The organism is Phocaeicola sp. HCN-40430, from assembly GCF_037890285.1.
Classification (GTDB): domain Bacteria; phylum Bacteroidota; class Bacteroidia; order Bacteroidales; family Bacteroidaceae; genus Phocaeicola; species Phocaeicola acetigenes.
The window spans coordinates 186143-208879 of sequence record NZ_JBBKBS010000001.1 but is presented as its reverse complement, the minus strand read 5'-3'; the positions used below and the strand labels follow the sequence as shown (position 1 = coordinate 208879).

General features: G+C 43.3%; 15 protein-coding genes. 2 read left to right on the top strand and 13 right to left on the bottom strand.

Going from position 1 to position 22737, the window contains the following annotated elements; translation table 11 throughout:
• Positions 1–117: 117 nt before the first annotated feature.
• The 7 genes from WKU26_RS00850 to WKU26_RS00820 form a co-directional block, all read right to left on the bottom strand.
• Positions 118–918, bottom strand: a complete 801-nt coding sequence (locus WKU26_RS00850; RefSeq protein WP_445323195.1) for an N-acetylmuramoyl-L-alanine amidase family protein — start codon at positions 916–918, stop codon at positions 118–120.
• A 35-nt stretch (positions 919–953) separates the two neighbouring features.
• Complete coding sequence (locus tag WKU26_RS00845; RefSeq protein WP_178267318.1) at positions 954–1493, bottom strand: peroxiredoxin family protein; 540 nt, start codon at positions 1491–1493, stop codon at positions 954–956.
• A gap of 143 nt (positions 1494–1636) precedes the next feature.
• Positions 1637–3043: an amidophosphoribosyltransferase gene (locus tag WKU26_RS00840; RefSeq protein WP_340320533.1), complete on the bottom strand. Its 1407-nt coding sequence runs from the start codon at positions 3041–3043 to the stop codon at positions 1637–1639.
• A gap of 184 nt (positions 3044–3227) precedes the next feature.
• Complete coding sequence (locus tag WKU26_RS00835; protein ID WP_178265751.1) at positions 3228–4001, bottom strand: prephenate dehydrogenase; 774 nt, start codon at positions 3999–4001, stop codon at positions 3228–3230.
• Positions 4002–4012: 11 nt separating this feature from the next.
• Positions 4013–5080 (bottom strand): bifunctional 3-deoxy-7-phosphoheptulonate synthase/chorismate mutase type II, encoded by a 1068-nt coding sequence (locus WKU26_RS00830; RefSeq protein WP_178265750.1) that lies wholly within the window; start codon positions 5078–5080, stop codon positions 4013–4015.
• A gap of 42 nt (positions 5081–5122) precedes the next feature.
• Positions 5123–6307: a pyridoxal phosphate-dependent aminotransferase gene (locus tag WKU26_RS00825; protein WP_269876998.1), complete on the bottom strand. Its 1185-nt coding sequence runs from the start codon at positions 6305–6307 to the stop codon at positions 5123–5125.
• Positions 6282–7124: a prephenate dehydratase gene (locus tag WKU26_RS00820; RefSeq protein ID WP_269876997.1), complete on the bottom strand. Its 843-nt coding sequence runs from the start codon at positions 7122–7124 to the stop codon at positions 6282–6284. Before WKU26_RS00820 ends, WKU26_RS00825 begins: the two co-directional genes overlap by 26 nt.
• Positions 7125–7995: 871 nt before the next feature.
• On the opposite strand from WKU26_RS00820, the gene WKU26_RS00815 reads away from it, so the two are divergent.
• Positions 7996–9678 (top strand): sialidase family protein, encoded by a 1683-nt coding sequence (locus tag WKU26_RS00815; protein ID WP_340320532.1) that lies wholly within the window; start codon positions 7996–7998, stop codon positions 9676–9678.
• Between the two features lie 51 nt (positions 9679–9729).
• Positions 9730–10905 carry a MalY/PatB family protein gene (locus WKU26_RS00810; protein WP_340320531.1) on the top strand — a complete coding sequence of 392 codons (1176 nt, stop codon included), beginning with the start codon at positions 9730–9732 and terminating at the stop codon, positions 10903–10905.
• Positions 10906–11586: 681 nt separating this feature from the next.
• On the opposite strand, the gene WKU26_RS00805 is transcribed toward WKU26_RS00810, so the two are convergent.
• The 6 genes from WKU26_RS00805 to WKU26_RS00780 all read right to left on the bottom strand — a co-directional run bounded on the left by WKU26_RS00805 (position 11587) and on the right by WKU26_RS00780 (position 22733).
• Positions 11587–14244: a glycoside hydrolase family 2 protein gene (locus WKU26_RS00805; protein WP_340320530.1), complete on the bottom strand. Its 2658-nt coding sequence runs from the start codon at positions 14242–14244 to the stop codon at positions 11587–11589.
• Between the two features lie 173 nt (positions 14245–14417).
• Positions 14418–15719, bottom strand: a complete 1302-nt coding sequence (gene thrC / locus WKU26_RS00800) for a threonine synthase (protein ID WP_340320529.1) — start codon at positions 15717–15719, stop codon at positions 14418–14420.
• Positions 15720–15723: 4 nt separating this feature from the next.
• Entirely contained in the window at positions 15724–16935 is a 1212-nt protein-coding gene (locus WKU26_RS00795) for a cofactor-independent phosphoglycerate mutase (RefSeq protein ID WP_340320528.1), read from the bottom strand.
• Between the two features lie 4 nt (positions 16936–16939).
• Positions 16940–19372, bottom strand: coding sequence for a bifunctional aspartate kinase/homoserine dehydrogenase I (thrA, locus tag WKU26_RS00790; protein ID WP_340320527.1), 2433 nt, complete (start codon positions 19370–19372; stop codon positions 16940–16942).
• Positions 19373–20007: 635 nt separating this feature from the next.
• Positions 20008–21714 carry an acyl-CoA dehydrogenase family protein gene (locus WKU26_RS00785; protein ID WP_269876991.1) on the bottom strand — a complete coding sequence of 569 codons (1707 nt, stop codon included), beginning with the start codon at positions 21712–21714 and terminating at the stop codon, positions 20008–20010.
• A complete protein-coding gene (locus tag WKU26_RS00780) occupies positions 21714–22733 on the bottom strand; it encodes an electron transfer flavoprotein subunit alpha/FixB family protein (RefSeq protein ID WP_340320526.1) in 1020 nt (339 codons plus the stop codon). The genes WKU26_RS00785 and WKU26_RS00780 overlap by 1 nt, the downstream gene beginning before the upstream one ends.
• Between the last annotated feature and the right edge of the window lie 4 nt (positions 22734–22737).

Here is a 22737-nt window from a genome sequence, read left to right as displayed (position 1 = left end):
ATATTAAAGAAAACAGAGACCATCCCAGAATGAAGTGAGATAGTCTCTGTTTTGATAAAAAAGTACACCAACAATGTCTTCTTATTCAAAAAGCAATTTCTGTATTGCTCCGATGATTTATTTCCTCGTTTTTTTCTTTGAAGCAGTAGCCTTTTTCAAACTCTGATAATCGGCCACAATACCTTCGGTTATCCAGTTGGCAAGTGCCTGACGGTTGTCGGCTATAACCAAACGCTTCTGGTCTTGAGCATTCTGTATATTTCCCAGTTCCATAAATACAGAAATAGGCATTGCTTTACGCAATACGAACAAATTTCGTTCGCTCACCGTTCCGTCAAATCCACGATTGGGCTGATGACGGTCGTACTTGGCACGGAACGTACTCTGTATCCGGTTTGCCAAACGCTTTCCATACGTGCTTCCCGGCGCATGATAGAAGAACACATCGGTCTGATTCCGTCTTCCACGACTATCTACATGGATAAAGATAGCCCGCTTATAACTGCTTTTCTCCTTACGATGAATCCGGTTAATGGCATCACAGCGCTGTTGCAGGCGTGCTACCTGATTCAAAGGAATAGGACTTCCCATACAGGTTTCCCGCTTACTGTTCTTCAATACAGCATGCTCACGAATGCCGTCTTTCGCATCCTGAATAATAAAGTGTACTTTAGCTCCCCGCTTCAACAGTTCACGTCCCAATCGGAGTATGATGTCGTAAGCATACTCATCTTCGTGCAACTCCTTTCCTTTATACTTTCCGATACATCCGGGGTCGGGACCACCATGCCCGCTCACCAGATAAAAGACTGTACCTTTCAGCGAATTCGAAATAACCGGATACGATGCTTGTGCCTTTCCAAATAAAGGCTCATAGTTTGCTTTCTTCTTTTTCTGAGAAACAGCCGGCAAACACATAAGCCAGCACAGCAATATCAATACGTATCTCATACTCAGTCTTTCAGCAATTCATCGATTTTCTTACACAATGAAGCAAACTCTTCTTCATTGTACAAACGGGTCATCATCACAATCTTACCATCCTTACCCACCAATACATTACGGGTAATTCCAGCCTTCCGTTCTGCATAAAGAGCAAAAATATCTGCACCCGGATCAAGGCCTAACGGATAAGTCACTCCGGTCTGTTCTGCAAACTTCTTCACTCTCTCCAAAGGCTCGTCGCGGTCAATACCGTAAAGAGCAAAATCTGCATTATCTTTATGTTTCTTCCAGATATCACGTTCGATGAAAGGCATTTCCTTTCTGCAAACTCCACACCAGCTGGCTGTAAACTGAAGCATCACAACCTTTCCTCTCAAATCGGAAAGACGTACCTTCTGTCCGTCGGTAAGTGTCATTTCAAAATCGGGAGCTTCCTCTCCTACTTTTACAATATAACCTACCGCATCCGGAGTCTGCTGCTGTGCATAGCCAGATGTACCAACCAATAAACTTATTATCCCAACTACCAATAATACAATCTTTCTCATTTTTATATTCTCCTTTATTTTCTTTGACAAACTTACGGAAAAATGACGGAATATGCCAATATCCATAAAAAAAGCTTCTCCCATTCCTTCATCAGGCTATGGAAGAAGCTTACGAATTAAATATCTAAATCATTCTCTATTCATCAAAAGCAACTTGAACCGTCGAAACAGTGCGTACAAACCTTACACTTAGGCAATCCAATTGCTTCAATCAATGTTTCCAATGTATTAAACTTCAAAGAAGTCAGTCCGAAACGTGCACGGATACGCTCTACCAGTTCCTTATACTCTGGTGAATCGGTGGTTGCATACTGTGCCAGTTTTGCATTCTCATCTCCCTCTATTTCCTTGATAATACGGCGTGTAATCAGTTCCATATCTCCTTTCGAAGAAGTAAATCCGATAAAAGGACAACCATAAATAAGTGGAGGACAAGCAATACGCATGTGTACTTCTTTTGCTCCGTAATCGTACAGTACATTTACATTATCGCGAAGCTGTGTACCGCGTACGATAGAATCATCACAGAACAAGACTCTCTTTCCCTGCAACATGGCACGGTTTGGAATCAGTTTCATCTTAGCGACCAAAGAACGCATTGCCTGATTGCTTGGAGTAAAGCTTCGTGGCCATGTAGGAGTGTATTTTGAAATAGCACGGTGATAAGGAATTCCTTTTCCTTCGGCATAACCTAAAGCCATACCTACACCCGAATCAGGAATACCGCATGCACAATCTACTTCCGAATCGTCGGTCTTTCCCATCTTGTAACCACTTGCAAAACGAACCTCTTCTACATTCTTTCCTTCATAGCAGGATACAGGGAATCCGTAATATACCCACAGGAATGAACAAATTTGCATTTTCTCATTGGGCTTGCGCAATTGTTCCAATCCATCGGCACGCATCCGGATAATTTCTCCCGGACCTACAAAGCGTTCAATCTCGTAATCCAAGTTAGGGAAACTGCTTGATTCGCTTGTAGCCGCGTAGGCACCTTCTTTCTTACCTATCACAATAGGAGTACGTCCCCATTTGTCACGCGCCACAATAATACCGTCTTCTGTCAGAATCAGCATTGAACACGAACCTTTTATCTTATTGAATACGTTTTCAATACCATCTACAAAATCTTTTCCCTGTACGATAAGCAAGGCAATCAACTCGGTAGGATTGGTCTTTCCCATGCTCATTTCCGCAAAATGCATATTCGCATCTAGCATTTCCTTCTCAAGTTCAGCAGTATTGTTGATTTTGGCTACCGTAACAATAGCAAATCGTCCTAAATGAGAATTGATCATGATTGGTTGCGGATCTGTATCACTAATGACACCTATTCCCGACTTTCCTTTAAACTGAGGAAGTTCTGCTTCAAATTTCGTACGAAAATAAGAACTTTCAAGACTGTGTATAGACCGCGTGAATCCTTCGCCTTCGGCATATGTAGCCATACCGGCGCGTTTTGTTCCTAAATGTGAATTATAATCCGTACCGTAGAATAAATCGGTTACGCATTCAGCCTTAGAGACTGTTCCGAAAAAACCACCCATTCCTTTATTGTTTGTTTTATTATTGTTTGATTGAGAGGGCAAAATTACGAAAAAAAAGAAAAGTCATAATCATGAACAAACATAAACATGAAAAAAATATCCATCAACTGCAATCCCCAATAAAAAAATGCCGCAATCTTACGATAACGGCATTTTCCATAACTTCTTTCTTATGAATTGATATTTACTTTATTTTATCTCGAATCTTGCTAAGATAGGCACGCATTCCCTCGGTATCTTTATTGCTGATAATATCCAAGAGTTCATTCAACTCGGTACGAATTCCCTCTACCTGGGCAGGTGTACGGGGGTTGAATAGAATTTCCTGCAACAGATAATCGTCTTCATTCAAGACTCCTTTCGCAATAGCCATATGACGCTTGAATGTGGTACCCGGTGCATCCTGGTGCTTCATTACAGCTGCAAAAACAAAGGTAGAGACAAAAGGTATGGACAATGAATATGCTACTGTTTCATCATGTCCTTCGAAGGTATATTCAAAAATGTTCAGTCCTAAACGCTGATATAAATCTTTGAAGAAAATCTTACCTAAATGGTCTCCTTCCTTGATAATAATCGCATTTTCTGTACTCAGCTTATCCAAGTTGGCAAATGTAGGACCAAACATAGGGTGTGTGGAAACATAACGGAATCCGCTCTGTTCGTAAAACTCCTTCAGTCCTGTCTTTACCGAAGCAATATCACTGATTATACAATCTTTTGGCAACACTGGAAGAACCTGACGAAAAGCTTCTAATGTATATTTGACCGTCGCTGCATTGATAACCAGCTCTGGTCCGAACTCCTGTATTTCGTCTATCGAGGTGAAACGATAACAGTTGTACATAAAACGAAGGCGCTTGGCATCTACATCATATACTGCTACATCATGGTCAAAACTCAACACATCAGTAAAGAAAGATCCCATCTTTCCGGCTCCCAATATCAATATCTTCATCGTCTCTTTTCTTATTTATTAATAATTTCCATCTGCTGACGTACACTTTCTTCATGGATAGCTTCGAACACTTGCTTTACAAAGTCTGCATCCATTCCACACAGAGTTCCTTGTGCTCCACGCTTATCAAGAATCTCATTGTAACGTCCGGTCTGAAGAATGGTCATATTATGCTCTTTCTTGAATGTACCGATTTCACGACATACACGCATACGTTTAGCCAGAATCTCCATCAGTTCATTGTCGCAATCGTCAATCTGATGACGAAGTTCATTCAGATTTTCTGTAGACTGATGTTCCTTACGGATAACCAGCAAGTTCAAAATATAATCCAGAATATCCGGAGTAACCTGTTGTGCAGCATCGCTCCACGCCGCATCCGGATTGCAGTGTGCTTCTACAATCAGACCGTCGAAGCCCAAATCCATTGCCTGCTGACAAAGCGGAGCAATCAGTTCACGCTTACCTCCAATGTGGCTCGGGTCGCACAGAATAGGCAAGTTAGGAATACGACGGCGCAATTCGATAGGAATATGCCATTGAGGAAGATTGCGGTAAATCTTCTTGTCGTAAGAAGAAAAACCTCTATGGATTACTCCCAGTCTCTTCAATCCGGCATTATTGATACGTTCCAAAGCTCCAATCCAAAGTTCCAGATCGGGATTGACCGGATTCTTTACGTATACAGGAACATCTACTCCTTTTAATGCATCTGCAATCTCCTGTACAGCAAACGGATTGGCAGTTGTACGGGCACCAATCCACAAAATATCGATACCGGCTTTCAGGCACTCGTATACGTGTTTGGCTGTAGCCACTTCTGTTGCTACGTACATACCTGTTTCCTGTTTGACACGTTTCAACCATGCCAGACCATCCACTCCGATACCTTCAAAGCCTCCTGGTTTTGTACGCGGTTTCCAGATACCGGCACGGAAAATCTTCACACCTTTATTAGCCAAAAGTGTGGCAGTTGACATTACTTGTTCTTCTGTTTCGGCACTACAAGGGCCTGCTATCACCATGGGGCGTTCTTTTGAAACACCTTCCAGTTCGATGGGTTGTAAATTCAGTTCCATATCTTTATCTTTTTTGTTGTTCGTTTTTATTTATCTGACTTTTTATAAGACAGATTTGATTCTTTCTAAAGCTTCTGCCAGTTTTTCTTCTTTGGCACAAAGCGAAATACGAATGTAGCGTTTGCCATTGCTTCCGAAGATAAATCCCGGAGTAATGAATACCCGTGCCTCATGCAAGACTTTCTCGGTCAGTTCCTCTACATCACCATAAGTATCGGGAATACGTCCCCAAAGGAACATGCCCACTTGGTTTTCATCAAAGGTACATCCCAAGACACGCATGATTTCTTCTGCAAGTTTCCGGCGTCGGCTATATACCTGAATATTGGCTTCTTCATGCCATTCGGCACTGTTATGATACGCCTGTGCTGCAGCCAACTGCAAAGGTCGGAACGTACCCGAATCGATATTACTCTTAATCTTCAGAATCCACTGTACAAAAGTAGCATTGGTAGCCAGCATACCGACACGCCATCCCGGCATGTTGTGACTCTTACTCATCGAGTTGAACTCAATACAGCATTCCTTTGCTCCCGGCACATTCAAGATACTGATTGGCTTCCGGTTAAGAATAAAGCTGTAAGGATTGTCGTTCACTATGACAATATTATGACGGCGTGCAAAGTCTACCAGTTTTTCATACAGTTCCATTGTAGCATTTGCTCCTGTCGGCATATTGGGATAGTTGGTCCACATAATCTTTACACGACTCAAATCCATTTTCTCCAACTCGTCAAAGTCCGGCTGCCAGTTGTTGTCTTCTCTTAAGTTATAGTTGACAATCTCACTACCCAATATTTTATTCAATGATGTATAGGTAGGATAGCCAGGATTAGGAACCAACACTTGATCTCCCGGATTCACCAATGCCAGCGTCACATGCAAAATACCTTCCTTAGAGCCGATAAGAGGCTGGATTTCCGTAGCAGGATCTAAATCAACGTTATACCAGCGCTTGTACCAGTCGGCCATAGCCTGACGTAACTCAGGAATACCCACCGTAGGCTGATAACCATGAGCATCCGGTTTCTGGGCATTTTCACACAAGACACGTACCGTTTCTTCTGAAGGTGGCATATCGGGGCTTCCGATACCCAGACTGATTACATTCTTTCCTTCCGCATTCATACGCGCTACTTCTTTCAACTTACGGCTGAAGTAGTATTCGCTTACATTAGCCAGTCTGTCGGCAGGCTGTATATTATAGTGTAGATTCTCCTTCTGCATATTCTCCTAATATTTTAAGTGCTTTGGTAAGCGGCATTACCGCATCAATAGCTTGTTTGTATCTCAAATAATCGTTAAACATTACATCCACATAAAACAGATACTCCCATTCACGACCGATAATAGGCAACGACTGTATCTTGGTCAGATTGATCTTATAAAATGAAAAGATAGACAAAACCTGTGAAAGGCTTCCTTCTGTATGCGGAAGTGAAAATACGATGTTGGCTTTGTTTACTTTCGAGCGGTCTTTCAGTTCGTCTGCCATCCAAGTATCGGCAATAACCAGGAAACGGGTAAAATTATGTTTGTTTGTTTCAATGCCTTCCTGCAAGATTTTCATTCCATACAATTCGGCCGCATACTTGGAACAGATAGCAGCATGGCCTTTCAACTGATGCTTACTGATGTTTTCGGCACTACCGGCAGTATCTTCTGTTTCTACAACCTTCAGCTTCGGATGATGCTGCAAGAACTCACGGCACTGGGCCAATGCTACCGGATGAGAATTCACTTCAGTCAAATCGTCCCAATCCTGATCGGGCAAACACATGATACTATGACTGATACGCAACTTGTGTTCTCCAATGATGGTTGCTCCACTTTCTCTCAATAATTCATAATTGTGAAGCAAACTTCCTGCAATCGTATTTTCAATGGCTACAAGTCCTATCACCTTACTGTCTTTACGCATCTGTTCAAAGACCTCTTCAAACGTATTGCAACATATCAGTTCAATTTCTTCATCTTTAAAATATTTATGAGCTGCAATATCATGATACGAGCCTGGAACCCCTTGTATAGCTATCTTTTTCATATAATCATATCTATAAAAAAAAATCCCGACTTCTTTACGAAGCGGGATTCGTTATATTTTCACTTATCATTTATCTTACTGTACACATGCGAACTCCCGCTTCTACCTTATTGCTAAAGTAAAAGTAATAAAAAAAGAAAAAGAAGTATGTCGCAAATGTTTTCATAAATCTTGCATTATTGTCTTTACGCTTGCAAATGTAATGTTTTTCTCGAAAAAACAAGCATAATGCGAAAAATTTCTATTCTTTTTTCAGTTTACGTATTTCACAGACTCATTTCAAAAGATTTCTTTACAAGAAAGAAGTACAACTACAGTCAAATGTCCCTTCAATAGAGATCAAGAAAAAACATACAGCTTTTTGGGTTCAAAAATAGAACGCCGTTGAGCTTCCCAACTCCCATTTACTCTAAATAGCCAAAGTAACGCTCCGTCCCCTTTTTTACAAGCTACAGCAGGCAGAGCAGAAAGAAATAAGATAACTTCATTCTGCGCATCTGTTCTCAGACAGACACAAAAACAACTAAAATAGTGCATGAAAAAGCCGTACCATCCCCCTGTTCCAGCTACTTCTCTTTTTCTGTTCTTTGACGATCAGACAATCCCAAAGGAGATACCAAAAGTAAACGGGAAAATACGGCACCTATTACTTCTTACCTAAAAGGAGTCAACCTATTGTATGCAGAACACATCCGGATAAAAACCGAGAGAATTTTTCACATAGACTAACCTGTTCTTTCCAACTTATATCAACAGCCTGCAACAAATATATAGAAAAGATTGTATTTTTGTAAAAAGAAGAATAACAAGATAAGCCGTATATGCGGTTCATACCATATTCCGGCTTGTAAGAAATCAAACAAAACCTGAAATGAAAAACCTTATTGCCTATAGCTGTCTGGCTACTTGCCTATTCTCCTTTCAGACAGTGCTTCCGCAACACCTTTCGGAAGACAGTTTGGCACCGACCGTGGTCGGTATCCCTCCTTCCGATGCCTTCATCGGACTGTCGCTCATGGAAGACGGGGAAATCAGACATTACAATTACGGAGCTCACGCTGTCGACCAACGTCCTCTCTATCTATCCAGTCGAGACGGTGGGCACAGTTGGAACACAGTCTACTTGCCTTATGAACTTCCTTATGCCGACCAGCGTTCGCCAGTGAGCCACGAATACATCCGTCTTTTCTGTACGGCTCAAGGAGTATACGCCATGCGTACGGAAGGAGGACTGGAGGGCGGACGTTCCATCGTGAAGATAGACGACAAGCCGGGAATCATGAACAAGCCTCCTCTCTTTATCCGAGATGGTAAACGAATTGTGTCAGGAGCGCACCGAACTGACAGAAGCGGTGCTTTTGTGTATTACTCCGACGACGATGGACGCTCTTGGAAAGCTTCTCAACAGGTTACGGTACCACTACACGAGAAAGGAGGATTTCATCAAGGCATACGCTGGAACCACGGTGCAGTAGAACCGACTGTACTGGAACTGTCCGACGGACGATTATGGATGATTATACGCACTTCACAAGACAAGCATTACCAGTCTTTTTCCGAAGACGGAGGAGAGACATGGAGCGAAGCTACCCCTTCGCCTTTCTACGGAACCATTACCATGCCTACGTTGTTCCGGCTGTCTGACGGAAGAATTCTCTTTTTCTGGTGCAATACCACTCCACTGCCCGAACTGCCGACAGCCAACGGGATATGGGATGATGTCTTCACCAATCGTGATGCCGTGCATGTGGCTCTGTCAGAAGATGAAGGAAGGACCTGGAAAGGATTCCGCGAACTGCTACTGAACCCGGAACGGAACTCTTCTCATTTTGGCAACACAAAAATGGGAGAAGATAAAAGTGTACATCAGGTGCAGGCAGTGGAAGTAGCTCCCGGCAAGGTTTTAACCTCCATTGGCCAACATCGTCAATGCCGAAAAATGATTCTGTTCGATGTAGACTGGCTTTACGAAACCGAACGTTCTTGCGATTTCAGTGACGGACTCGAGCAATGGTCCGCATTCCGGTACTACAAAGGTATTACCGGACACTGCTGCTACAACCGCCAGGAAGCTCCCTTACTACAGCCTCATCCGGACCGTACTCAAGCAAAAGCACTCCATATCGGATATACACCAAACGACTCACTAGTACAAGACAACGAAGGAGCCTTATGGAATTTTCCGGCTTCACCAGATGGAGAAGTCGAAGTACATCTCAGACTGGATACCGATATCGCTCATATCGACCTTGTCCTGAACGACCGTTGGTTCAATCCAACCGATACGGTAGCCCGACATGAAAGTATGTACATCCTACCACTGCAAAGAGACCGACTGAAAATCAACGATAAAAAGTGGCATAAAATCCGTGTATCGTGGGAAAAGAACCAAATGGCAACAGTATACGTAGACGATAAGCAACATGGAACGATTCCTCTGAACAAACCCACCGAACACGGTATTTCTTACCTACATGTGATAGGAGGTCACACTCCCGACAAGGCTGGAGTCTGGATCGACCGAGTATATGGAGGAAAACCTCAAAACAAGTAAATCAGCATTCAAAAAACAAATTAATCAATTTATAACCATAAAATTAAGATTATGAATAATTCCTTCGACCAAATCATAAACCGGCAGGGTACTGCTTCAGTCAAAACAGATGAAGTAAAAGAAATCTGGGGACGCGAAGACCTTATCCCATTGTGGGTAGCCGATATGGACTTTGCTACTCCTCCTTTTGTACTTGATGCCATACGAAAACGCTGCGAACATCCCATACTGGGCTATACCTGTAAGCCGGACAGCTATTATCAGGCTATTATTGGCTGGATGAAAATGAGATACCACATGGAGGTAAGCAAAGAACAGCTGAATTATGTACCCGGTATCGTACCCGGACTGGGAATGGCCATCAATGCTCTGACTCAGCCTGGAGACAAGATTATGATTATGCCTCCTGTATATCCTCCATTCTTTTGGTTAGTTACACGCAATAACCGCCGGTTGGTAGAATGCCCGCTTCGTCTGGAAGATGGACATTACCGGATGGATTTAGACCTGTTCCGCCGGTCTATAAAAGGAATCCGCGCCTTAATTTTATGTAATCCTCATAACCCGGGTGGTATAGTATGGACAAGAGAAGAACTGGAAACCATAGCTGAAGTCTGTGCAGACGACAATGTGATTGTATTGTCCGATGAAATCCATGCCGACCTGACCTTACCTCCCCGTCAGCATCTTCCTTTCCCTATGGTTTCAGAAAAAGCCCGTAACAATTCCGTGACTTTCATGTCGCCCAGCAAAGCTTTCAACATGCCAGGAGTGTCGGCCTCACACACCGTTATTTTCAATGAAGGATTAAGAGCCCGATTTGAAGCTTATCTGGAATCCTGCGAACTGAATGGTGGACACGTATTTGCCTTTCCTGCTGTGGAAGCTGCCTATTCAAATGGAACAGAATGGCTGGAACAATTATTAAGCTATATACAGGGAAACATTGATTATGTAACTGATTATATTCACACCCACATGCCCAAAATCAAGGTGATAGTTCCGATGGCTTCTTATCTTGTATGGCTGGATTGCCGCGACTTGAAACTCAGTCAGGAAGCGCTCAACGATTGGTTTGTTTCAAAAGCTCATTTGGCTTTGAATGACGGAAAGACATTTGGCAAAGAAGGGATTGGCTTTATGCGCATGAACATCGGTTCTCCCCGCTCTATTCTTGAACAAGCCATGAAACAACTTCATTCAGCTTATCAGCAATTGCCGGAATAGAATATAAACAACGTGAATTCTGAGACTTTACTTGCAAAAGTCTTAGAATTCACGTTATTTACAAAATGTCAATTCAGATGCCTTTATACGGCGTTATTTGACCACCGATACAGAAGTCGTGGAAAATTCGGCTGTTTTTCGACCCTTATAAAAATACAGAAAGACAGATATTCCTGCCTTTATCCGTCCAAATAACATAAACAGAAGTATACTATATATTCCGGTATCGAAGAATCAAGAAATAAGCAGCCTTTTATCACTTAAAAAAATGAAAAAATCTGCTTCGAAAAAGCATCAGAAATCCCCCGAAAACAGGTAAAAACAAGCAAAAAGAAGCATCAGCCAACGCGACTAATCGCGTAAGACAACGATTCTAGTACCGTAAGCCCTCGTTTCAAGTATTGTTACCGCCTGATACAGGTCGTATTTTCCTCTGGAAAAGGTTCCATAAACCTGCCCTATAACATGTTTTAAGGAGGTTTTCTAGCCCTAAAAAGGGATTTTTGACACTGTGAGCGAACTTTTTATCCCAAATACGGGTTATCGAAAAACAGCATTTTCCCATTTTTTAATGCAAAACATTCAATATTCCTATCAATATGACAAAAGCCTTGAACCGTTTTCATTATCTTTCCGGTTCAAGGCTTTTCCTTTCTGTGGTAATGTGTTCCGAAGTCTTTCTTATTTCCAGTCGTCTATAACCACTTTATCTTGTGTCCAGCTTTCTACCACCATCTGTATTCTCTCTTTGGGCAACTCGGAACAGAAATCAAAACAGATACAACGTTTGTCTCCCGGCATCAGTGTGACATAATTATCAGAATAATGTACCGGAAGAATCCGCTCGCCAGTTTCCTTATCGAAAAGTTTAATACGATTGAAGAAACTGATACGACTGTCACCTGTAAAGTTAATCTTTCCCTTATACGTGTTTTCATTCTTTACCAGCGAAGCCTGTATATCCGGACGAGAAACAGGCAATTCTGCCAATGTACGATAATCTTTGGGAGTTGTAGTCAGCCAATAAATATTATCCGTCAGTTGTTTTCCTTCTGCATCCAGCAAGGTCAGTTTCAAGAAATACACACCTTTTATCGCTTCTGGCTGCGGAACTTCAAACAAATCATTTAACCCATTGGCCGACGCATCACATGTTTTCTCTTCCTTCCAACATTCCTTTCCATCGCGTGTAAACAACTGCGCTTTTACAACCAATCCTTTCTTCTCTTCAACCGTCGTATTCAGTAAAGTCACTTTTTTTGTGATCAGATTATAAAACGGATGAATCGGTTCGCATCCTTTACGAGTTCCATAAAGAGAAGCATTGACATCGAGAAACCAATCGTACATCTGACCGCGCAATGCAGTCCATGGATTTTGAGTTTTCCAAATCAGTACCCCGGTATACCAGTCCCACATGTGCGAAGCCCATCCTTCCATAAAGCTGCGGTATTGGTCATAATTGACTACCTGCGCATATTTACAATAATCTTCAATGGTATGTAGCTCTCCATAACGTTCCAGATGATCTCCATAGCCTAAATCCTTGTGATACCGCCAATTCAGATTACGTGTTCTTCCGTTTCTGGGAAATTCCTTTAAATCTTTCTCCGGCATGAAAGCACGGAAGCTTTCGACTTCGGGCGAACCTATCGAACCAACTTCCGGATTGAAAGGATGAGAACGGAAAGTAAAGAACCATTCCGGTTCCTGAATGCCATAAGGACCGTCTCCATTATCACCCAGTAAATTGCGGGTAAAAGTAGAATCGGTAGAATAACGGGCAAACAGACGATTCGGATCCAAACGAGGAAGAATATCTTCCTGCAAAGCCTGATCTATATCCTTAGCCAAAGGCCACTCGTTCGCTCCACACCAGAAACAAAGGCTCGGATGATTACGAATCATTTTAATCTGGTCTTCTGCCGAAGCCAAAAACAACGCATGATTATCCGGATATTCCCAGCGACGCTCTCTGGAGTCAAGTTTCGTAAGGTCTTCCCATGCTCCATTACAGTCTCCGCTTCCCCACAAATCCTGGAATACCAGAATACCATAACGGTCGCAAGCCTCATAAAATTCAGGACGTTCCAGTAAGGCACCTCCCCACACACGTATCATACGCAGATTCATTTCAGCATGAAAACGCACGTCGTGCTCATATCGTTCAGGAGACAGACGAAGCAGCCAGTCGGAATCGATGTAATTGCCACCGGTCATAAATATAGGCTGACCGTTTACATAAAACTCACGGCCTCCGTTATGAGGGTTTTTGCGTGTAGTTATTTCCCGAATACCAAAACGTACATTCTCAGAATCCGTTTCTTCCCCATCCATTACAAACGAAAAAGAAATCTGATGCAAAGGCTGAGTTCCTATTCCATTCGGCCACCACAAAGACGGATTCTTCAAAGTCTGTCTGTCAAGTTCGACTGTTTTGGTTTCATAAGGCTGCAAGCTCACCGGCTCTTCCAGCTTTCGTCCTTCGTACACCATCCTCAATATCCCTTTCTTAGGTTGAGCCGATACATTCTTCACCTCCACAGATGTTTCCAAATAAGCCGGAGCCTGTTTGGTGTCACTCGGACGGCGTACTCCCGGTACTTTCGTTACCACATACGGATGATCTACACAAACATCTCCTGTCGTGGTAATAGAAACTTCATCCCAGATTCCGGTATTACGGTCGCGTACGGGCTGAATCCAATCCCATCCGGGAGTATATTGCATCGTACAGTTTCGGGCTATCTGTCCGTCACCTCCCTGTCCTCCATTAGGAACTCCTACATGATCGGGAGGGAAAACCAATACTCCCAATACATTTACAGAATCCTTTTTCAAATAAGAAGTAATATCGTAAGTCTGGCGTAAGAACATTCCTTCATGAGTCGTAGTATTGACACGCTTTCCGTTCAGATAAATTTCAGCCTTATAATTGATGCCTCTGAAATTCAGCCATACATGTGTTCCTGAATCTACTGAAGAAACTGTAAAAGGACGGACAAACCAATAAGTATAGAAATCCCGCCCCACGGCAGAGATATCCGGTATCTTCTCATTATTCAATCCAAACTCGGGAACAGGAAACAACTTGTTCTCCAGCAAGGTAGTCAGCACCGTTCCCGGTACTTTCGCCTGCAACCATCCTGATGAATCAAAACATCCTGAAGTAAGTCTGTTTCCATCTTCTCCAATTTCTGCTGCCCTACGGGCAAACCAACCCTCATGTAATAAAGTTTTGCTTCCAGCTTCTGGTAACACAACCTGTACCCCATTCTGCGCAAAACCCAATAAAGGCAGACAAACTGCCATTACCAATAATCGTACCTGTGTTTTCATGTAATAAAGATTCGTAAAGTGAAAACAAAGGTACATTTTTATCGTAAAAAACCAAATTATCGGCAGTTGTCATTCCTTATAAAGACAGAGTCTATCTAATGGAAAGAGCCTCTGTAAAAACATAAAAAAACTTCCTGACGAATCACTCGACAGGAAGTCTATAACTGTTTCCATTACTGTTTCAATAAATAATTCTTGAAAGCAGAAAACTCTTTCGACATCGGTACACTCTGTTTTTCACCTCTCATAAAGGCCTGAAGTTTTTCAGGAATCTTTACCTCATGTCCGATGATACCCTCTACTGTTTGAAGGAACTTAGCCGGATGGGCCGTTTCAAGGAAGACACCATATTCATCGTTTTTCAATTCCTGTGCCAAAGCCTTGTAGCCACACGCTCCATGCGGATCGAGCAGATAACCGGTTTCTTCGTATACCTGCTGTACAGTATCACGTATCTGCTCATCGGTATACGTTTCACCACTGATTTCTGAAGCAATTGCGTCATGACTTCCTTCATACAAATCGAGAATACGGGCAAAGTTACTGGGATCTCCCACATCCATTGCATTAGCAATAGTCGATACCGACGGACGAGGGCGATATTCTCCTGTCTTCAGATACTGATAGAAGATATCATTCCGGTTATTAGCTGCAATAAAACGTTTCACCGGCAATCCCATCCGTTTTCCGAAGAGTCCGGCAGTAATATTACCGAAGTTACCGCTGGGCACACAAATCACCAGATTGTCTGCCTTGCCTATTTTCTTCATCTGCGCATAAGCATAGAAATAATAAAAAGCCTGAGGAAGGAAACGTGCCACATTGATGGAATTGGCAGAAGTCAGCTGCATGTGTTCATTCAATTCTTTATCCATAAAAGCATTCTTCACCAATGCCTGGCAATCGTCGAATGTACCGTCTACCTCGATAGCGGTAATATTCTGCCCCAATGTAGTAAACTGCTTTTCCTGTATCTCGCTGACCTTACCTTTCGGATACAGTACATACACATGAATACCTTCCACTCCCAGGAAACCATTGGCTACGGCACTACCTGTATCACCGGAAGTAGCAACCAGCACGTTCACTTGGTTTTTACCTTCTTTCCGGATAAAATACCCCAGCAAGCGAGCCATAAAACGTCCGCCCACATCCTTAAAGGCCAATGTAGGACCATGAAAGAGCTCCAATGCATATACGTTGTCTTTTACCTGAACGACAGGGGTATCGAAACTCAATGTATCGTATACAATCTGTTTCAGAGTTTCCGCCGGTACATCTTCGCCAAAGAACGCATCAGCTACCCGACAGGCAATCTCCTGAAAAGACATTTTTTCTATTTCCTCAAAAAAGGAAGAAGGCAACGGCTTTATCACTTCCGGCATATACAAGCCTTTATCGGCAGCAAGACCCTTTACTACCGCTTCTTCCAGTGTGGCCCAAGGAGCCTTTTTATTGGTACTATAGTATTTCATAAGGTCAGTATTTCATAAATTCATTCATAAACTCATCTCTCTCAAGTGTGCCATACGCCCCCTGTTTGCAGGAAACTTCATCGTATGTCTGCACCTCATCGGGTTCTATACCCGGATAGTAAATAAGGAAAGGAATCGGTTCGGCTGTATGAGTACGCAACTCACAAGGAGTAGGATGATCGGGCAACACAGCAATCGCTACCGGTTCGTCCCATTCTTTCACAACTTCGTATACGGGTTTTACAATACGGCTATCCAGATTTTCTATCGTCTGCAATTTCAAGGCTACATTTCCCTCATGACCGGCCTCATCGCTTGCTTCGACATGCAAATACACAAAATCGTCTGTCCGCAAAGCTTCGATAGCCGCATGTGCCTTTCCTTCGTAATTCGTATCATAGAGTCCTGTTGCTCCTTCTACATCGATACAGCGTAAACCTGCATAACGGCCAATTCCCCGAATCAGGTCGACAGCTGTAATGACACTTCCCTTCTTTATCTCCGGATATTTCTGTGACAAAGGCTCCATTTGCGGACGGAAGCCCGGACTCCATGCCCAGATACTGTTTGCCGGATCTTTTCCTTCTTCCACTCGCTTCAGATTCAGCGGATGAGAAGCCAGCAGTTCCTGCGAACGGAGTGTCAGCTCGTTCAGCAAACGTGCAGTATCTTCTGCCTCTGCACAAGCCGGACGCACCATATTCGGACGAAAAGGCTGCAACGGAATATCGTGAGGAGGTACACAAACCAATCTTTTATCTCCTCCTTTTATTACCAGCAGATGACGATACTGTACTCCGGTATAAAAATGAATACGGTCCGTACCCAAATGTTCCTGCAAATAACGAATCAGCACATCAGCCTCTTCCGTGGTAATATGTCCGGCCGAATGGTTTTTCAAGGTTTCCCCTTCCACACATACTATATTACAGCGCAAGGCCAAATCCCCCGGACAAAGTTCAACCCCTATACTTGCAGCCTCAAGCACCCCGCGCCCTTCGTATACCTTAGGCAAATCGTACCCCAATACCGACATATTGGCAACTTCGCTCCCCGGATGAAATCCATCGGCTACTGTTTTCAACATACCGCAACGCCCCATTGCGGCCAGTTTATCCATATACGGTGTATGTGCATACTGCAACAAAGTCTGGTTTCCCAATGAAGGTACGGCCCAATCGGCCATGCCATCGCCTAATATAATAATGTGTTTCATCGTTCTAAATATTTGCAATGCTCATAATATCGGCAAACACACCGGCTGCAGTTACGCTGGCACCGGCTCCGTATCCCTGAATGAGCATAGGGTATTCATTGTATCGCTCGGTAGTGAGCAAAATAATATTGTTGCTGCCTTCCAGATTATAGAATGGATGGCGACTGTCTACTTCCTGTAAGGAAACTATACCTTTTCCATTGTCCAGGCTTGCCACGAAGCGCCAGCGTTTTCCTTCGGCTTCCAATTTCTTGCGACGGGCTTCAAAATCGGCATCCAACGTTTTGACATTCTTCCAGAAATCGTCCAACGAGCCTTCGAAGCAAGAATCCGGAATAAACAGATGTTTCTCCACATCCTCCTGGCTCAGTTTATATCCGGCCTCACGAGCCAAGATAACCAACTTACGGATGACATCCTTTCCACTCAGGTCGATACGCGGATCGGGTTCCGAATAGCCTTCTTCCTTCGCTTTACGGATTGTTTCACTCAGAGGTACCTCCTCGCTGATGGTATTGAAAATATAATTCAGCGTACCACTTACCACCGCTTCAATCTTAAGAATCTTATCGCCACTGTTGATAAGGTCGTTGATGGTATTGATAATCGGAAGTCCTGCACCCACATTGGTTTCGAAAAGGAATTTCACACCACGCTGGCGGGCAATAGACTTCAGTTCTGCATAGACATCGTATTCCGAAGAAGCGGCTATCTTATTGGCTGCTACAACCGAAATATTATGGCTTAGAAAATCTTTATACAGTCCGGCAATGGAAGCATTAGCAGTACAATCCACAAATACAGAGTTGAATATATTCATGCCAATAATCTCGTCGTGCAAAACCTGAGGCGAAGAAGGAATACCTTTCTCCTCCAGTTCCTTACGATAGTTATTCAAATCTATTCCACGGCGGGTAAAGTATGCATAATGTCCGTTGGCAATACCTACCACTTTCAAGTTCAGTCCCCGCTCCTGCTTCAATTTCTCCTGCTGACTGTTGATTTGCTCAATCAAGCTATGTCCTACCGTACCGATTCCGCAAATGAACAGATTCAGTACCTGATATTCGGACAGGAAGAAAGAATCGTGAATCACGTTCAGAGTCTTACGTAAAGAATCACCTTCTACCACAAAAGAAATGTTTGTTTCCGATGCTCCCTGTGCACAGGCAATGACATTGATACCGTTTCGTCCGAGCGTACCAAACAGTTTACCTGCAATTCCCGGAGTATGCTTCATGTTCTCTCCTACAATAGCCACTGTAGCCAGTCCGCTTTCTGCCATCATCGGCGAGATTTCTCCCATTTCAATTTCTTTGGCAAACTCTTCATTCAGCACCTTACATGCCAAAGCCGAATCTTCTGTACGTACCCCGATAGAGGTTGAGTTTTCCGAAGAAGCCTGTGAGACCAGGAACACACTGATACCATTTTCTGCCAAGGTCTTGAAAATACGGTGGTTGACTCCAATCACACCCACCATACCCAATCCGGTCATGGTAATAAGGCAGGTATCATTAATAGAAGAAATACCTTTGATAGGTTTTGAAAAATGATCGGCCTGCTGCTTTACAATAGTACCGGGAGCATCCGGATTGAATGTATTCTTTATCAGAATAGGAATGTTTTTATGGCATACCGGATAAATGGTCGGCGGATAAACCACCTTGGCTCCGAAGTTACACAACTCCATTGCTTCCACATAACTCAGTTCGGTAATAGGATATGCAGTACTGATGACACGGGGATCGGCAGTCATAAAACCATCCACATCGGTCCATATCTCCAGAATATCCGCATTCAGAGCCGCAGCCAGAATAGAAGCTGTATAATCCGAACCTCCACGTCCCAAATTGGTCACTTCTCCGGTATCCTTATCTGTAGAAATAAAACCGGGTACCAGTGCTACCTGGGGAACTTCCTTGAAAGTCTCTCTTACCAGACGATTCGTCAGTTCCGAGTCGAGTATATGTTTGTTATGCTTCTTTTCGGTTTTGATAAAAGTACGTGAATCGAACCACTGGGCTCCTTCTATCAGTGTAGCTACAATGATAGACGAAAGACGTTCTCCATAGCTTACTATTGTAGCAGAGGTTTTGGGAGAAAGGTCATGAATCAGGAAAATACCCTGAAAGATATTTTTCAATTCGCTCAACAGTTCGTTGACCTGATCCAATAAAACTTCACGTGCTTTCCCGGCAGGAATGACTGTATATACCATTTCGATATGGCGGTTGACAATCTCCTTCATTTCCTTCTCATACGCCGAATCACCGGCTGCAGCCATTTTCGATGTATGAATCAGTTTATCTGTAATTCCTCCTAATGCCGATACGACTACTATAACCTTATCGTCTACCGATTCGACTATTTTTTTTACACTCAACATACTGTTGACCGATCCAACAGATGTTCCGCCGAATTTCAATACTTTCATGCTCTTATATTTTTAGCCTGTTTTCCCCGATATACATGCAGGAAAATAAAGTTCAAAAAAGAAAAAAAATGAATGATAAAAAAGAATATGCTTGCGCACGCAAGCGTGTATCACGTAGAAACACCATATATACTATCTTCCCCCCAGAGGGGTCATCCCAAAGGTCGATGTAGTGGTCATCATCCACCCCATCCCGGTCTGTGTCATGTTACGATAGTAGATATTCACTTATTGATTTTTTAGTCTGTGGCAAATATAAGAACATTTTTCTACAAACAAACAGATTTTACTGTTTTTTTGCCACATTTACATCAACTACGCCATCTAATAGATTAAAAAGTATCGAATAATAACATCTTTAGTTCTATAAAGAAAGTCTGTTTCATACAGCAACTCTTCTATATTCGACGACGTCGGATACAAAGCCGACGACGACAAATCACCGTTCAACGACGCCGTTTGCGCAGCCAACGACGGTAATTATATACCGACAATACAAACAGATACAATCCATCCACATCATACAACATTTGTTTCCTGACTTTTCTTCTACCTGCAAAAAAAATGGCTGTACAACGGGGAAAAAATCCTCGAAGTACAGCCTGTCAATTTAACCTATACTATAAAAAAAATCTTTATTTGCGATACGCAGCCAATTCCTCGGCATTAAACTTGCGAATAAAGTTGAAGTGTTTCTCAACTTCAGATTCTGCATAGTTTACATATACATTGAGTGATTGTGCAAACAGTTCCGGAGCTTTGGTAGCATCCTGCAGCAACAAATGGCTCATTACACATACTGCTGCCATTTCGTACAGACGACGTGCCACGAAATCGAGCAATTCCTGATTCTGTGCCTCTTTCACCGCATTGGTACATGCTTCCAGTTTACGGGTCATGTCTTTGATACGGTTCATGTATCCTTCAAATTCAGGAGCGCATGGAATCAATTCGTATTCGTGCAAAGTAGCGGCATACGAACCGTTAGTCACATAACGGATAGCAGCCACAGTCTGCAACTGAGTAGTACCTTCGTAAATGCTGGTGATACGTGCATCACGATAAATACGCTGACAAGCATATTCCATCATGAAACCTGAACCACCGTGTACCTGGATACAGTCGTATGCATTCTGGTTGGCATATTCAGAGTTCATACCTTTGGCAAGCGGAGTAAAGCTGTCTGCCAGTTTCGCATAGCGTTTCTGTTCCTGACGTTCTTCCGGAGTAAGTTTACGTTCACGGGCAATATCGTCCAAAGCCTTGTAAATATCTACATAGCGTGAAGTCTGATACAGCAAAGCACGTCCGGCATCCAGTTTAGCCTTGATAGTAGCCAGCATATCGTATACTGCCGGGAATTCGATGATAGCCTTGCCGAACTGTTTACGGTCTTTAGCGTATGCCAAAGCTTCGTTGTAAGCAGCCTGGCTCAAACCTACCGACTGTGCAGCAATACCCAGACGGGCACCGTTCATCAAAGCCATGACATATTTAATCAAGCCCAACTTACGTTCGCCGCAAAGTTCAGCTTTCGCATTTTTGTATACCAACTCACAAGTAGGAGAACCGTGAATACCCAACTTGTTTTCGATGCGGCGTACATCTACACCACCGTCGTTCTTGTCATAAATAAACATAGACAGACCACGACCGTCGTGAGTACCTTCTTCCGAACGAGCCAATACCAGGTGCAAGTGTGCATCACCGTTTGTGATGAAGCGTTTTACACCATTCAGACGCCAGCAGTTGTTAGCCTCATCGTAAGTAGCTTTCAGCATTACACTCTGAAGGTCCGAACCTGCATCCGGTTCGGTCAAGTCCATAGACATGGTTTCACCTGCACAGATACGAGGGATGAAACGGCTGTGCTGATCTTCGTTACCAAACTCGTACAATGTTTCGATACAGTCTTGCAGCGACCAGATATTACCAAAGCCGGCATCTGCCTGAGCTACGATTTCCGCACACATGGTATACGGAGTGATAGGGAAGTTCAATCCACCGAAACGGCGTGGCATAGTCATACCGTTCAGACCGGCTTTCACCATGGCATCGAGGTTTGCTTTAGTACCCGAAGCATATTCCACGCGACCGTTTGCACAGTGTGGTCCTTCTTCGTCTACTCCTTCTGCATTGGCAGCAATTACTTCACCGGTAATTTCTCCGGTAATTTCCAATACTTTATCGTAAGAGTCGATTGCATCGGCATAGTCCTGCGGTGCATAGTCGTACTCGTCTTTATCTCTATAACTGCGTTCTTTCAGTTCGCAGATACGCTCCATCAACGGGTTGTTCAGATGGAAGCGTAATTCCGGATGTTCTGTATAAAAGTTAGCCATTACTTACTATTCTTTTTATAATACTTGATTAATTTCGGAACCACTTCCTCTACTGTTCCGTTGATTACATAATCTGCAATTGAATTGATCGGTGCGTTCGGATCATTGTTTACAGAAATAATGATACCTGCATCCTGCATACCGGCAATGTGCTGAATCTGACCAGAGATACCGCAAGCGATATACAGTTTAGGATGAACAGTCACACCAGTCTGACCAATCTGACGGTCGTGGTCGCAGAAACCGGCATCTACAGCTGCACGGCTGGCACCCACTTCTGCATGAAGTTCTTTAGCCAGTTCGAACAACATATCGAAGCCTTCTTTGCTACCCATACCATATCCGCCGGCAATGACAATAGGAGCTGCCTTCAGATTATGTTTGGCCTTTTCTACATGACGGTCGATTACTTTTACCACGTAGTCTGTTTCCGGAACATACTTCGCTACATCATGACGGATTACTTCGCCCTGATAGTTTTCATCGACAATTTCTTTTTTCATCACTCCTTCGCGTACGGTAGCCATCTGAGGACGATGTTCGGGGTTGATAATGGTAGCTACAATGTTACCACCGAATGCCGGACGAATCTGATACAACAGATTTTCGTAAGTAACTCCGTTTTTCTTGTCTTCATGGTTTCCGATTTCCAACTGAGTACAGTCGGCAGTAAGACCACTGGTCAGTGCAGAAGATACACGCGGACCCAGGTCACGACCGATAACGGTAGCACCCATCAGACAGATCTGAGGTTGTTCTTCCTTAAACAGGTTGACAAGAATAGAAGTGTGAGGGAGTGAAGTATAAGGGAACAAGCCCGGAGCATCGAATACATGTACACGGTCTACTCCGTAAGGCAATACTTGTTTTTCTACATCTGCAAGATCGCTGCCGGCACAGATTGTTTCCAGCTGGCATCCCAACTGATTGGCCAACTTACGACCTTTGGTTAAAAGTTCGAGACTGACATCGGCAACATGTTTGCCTTCCATCTCACAATATACAAATACGTTATTCATAGTC

Bases quoted from the DNA above. Each gene is read 5' to 3' on its own strand.
- WKU26_RS00845 (WP_178267318.1), bottom strand. From the start codon at position 1,493: ATGAGAAAGATTGTATTATTGGTAGTTGGGATAATAAGTTTATTGGTT.
- WKU26_RS00835 (WP_178265751.1), bottom strand. From the start codon at position 4,001: ATGAAGATATTGATATTGGGAGCCGGAAAGATGGGATCTTTCTTTACT.
- WKU26_RS00825 (WP_269876998.1), bottom strand. From the start codon at position 6,307: ATGCAGAAGGAGAATCTACACTATAATATACAGCCTGCCGACAGACTG.
- WKU26_RS00840 (WP_340320533.1), bottom strand. From the start codon at position 3,043: ATGGGTGGTTTTTTCGGAACAGTCTCTAAGGCTGAATGCGTAACCGAT.
- WKU26_RS00780 (WP_340320526.1), bottom strand. From the start codon at position 22,733: ATGAATAACGTATTTGTATATTGTGAGATGGAAGGCAAACATGTTGCC.
- thrC (WP_340320529.1), bottom strand. From the start codon at position 15,719: ATGAAATACTATAGTACCAATAAAAAGGCTCCTTGGGCCACACTGGAA.
- WKU26_RS00815 (WP_340320532.1), top strand. From the start codon at position 7,996: ATGAAAAACCTTATTGCCTATAGCTGTCTGGCTACTTGCCTATTCTCC.
- WKU26_RS00805 (WP_340320530.1), bottom strand. From the start codon at position 14,244: ATGAAAACACAGGTACGATTATTGGTAATGGCAGTTTGTCTGCCTTTA.
- WKU26_RS00785 (WP_269876991.1), bottom strand. From the start codon at position 21,714: ATGGCTAACTTTTATACAGAACATCCGGAATTACGCTTCCATCTGAAC.
- thrA (WP_340320527.1), bottom strand. From the start codon at position 19,372: ATGAAAGTATTGAAATTCGGCGGAACATCTGTTGGATCGGTCAACAGT.
- WKU26_RS00795 (WP_340320528.1), bottom strand. From the start codon at position 16,935: ATGAAACACATTATTATATTAGGCGATGGCATGGCCGATTGGGCCGTA.
- WKU26_RS00810 (WP_340320531.1), top strand. From the start codon at position 9,730: ATGAATAATTCCTTCGACCAAATCATAAACCGGCAGGGTACTGCTTCA.
- WKU26_RS00830 (WP_178265750.1), bottom strand. From the start codon at position 5,080: ATGGAACTGAATTTACAACCCATCGAACTGGAAGGTGTTTCAAAAGAA.
- WKU26_RS00820 (WP_269876997.1), bottom strand. From the start codon at position 7,124: ATGAAAAAGATAGCTATACAAGGGGTTCCAGGCTCGTATCATGATATT.
- WKU26_RS00850 (WP_445323195.1), bottom strand. From the start codon at position 918: ATGTGTTTGCCGGCTGTTTCTCAGAAAAAGAAGAAAGCAAACTATGAG.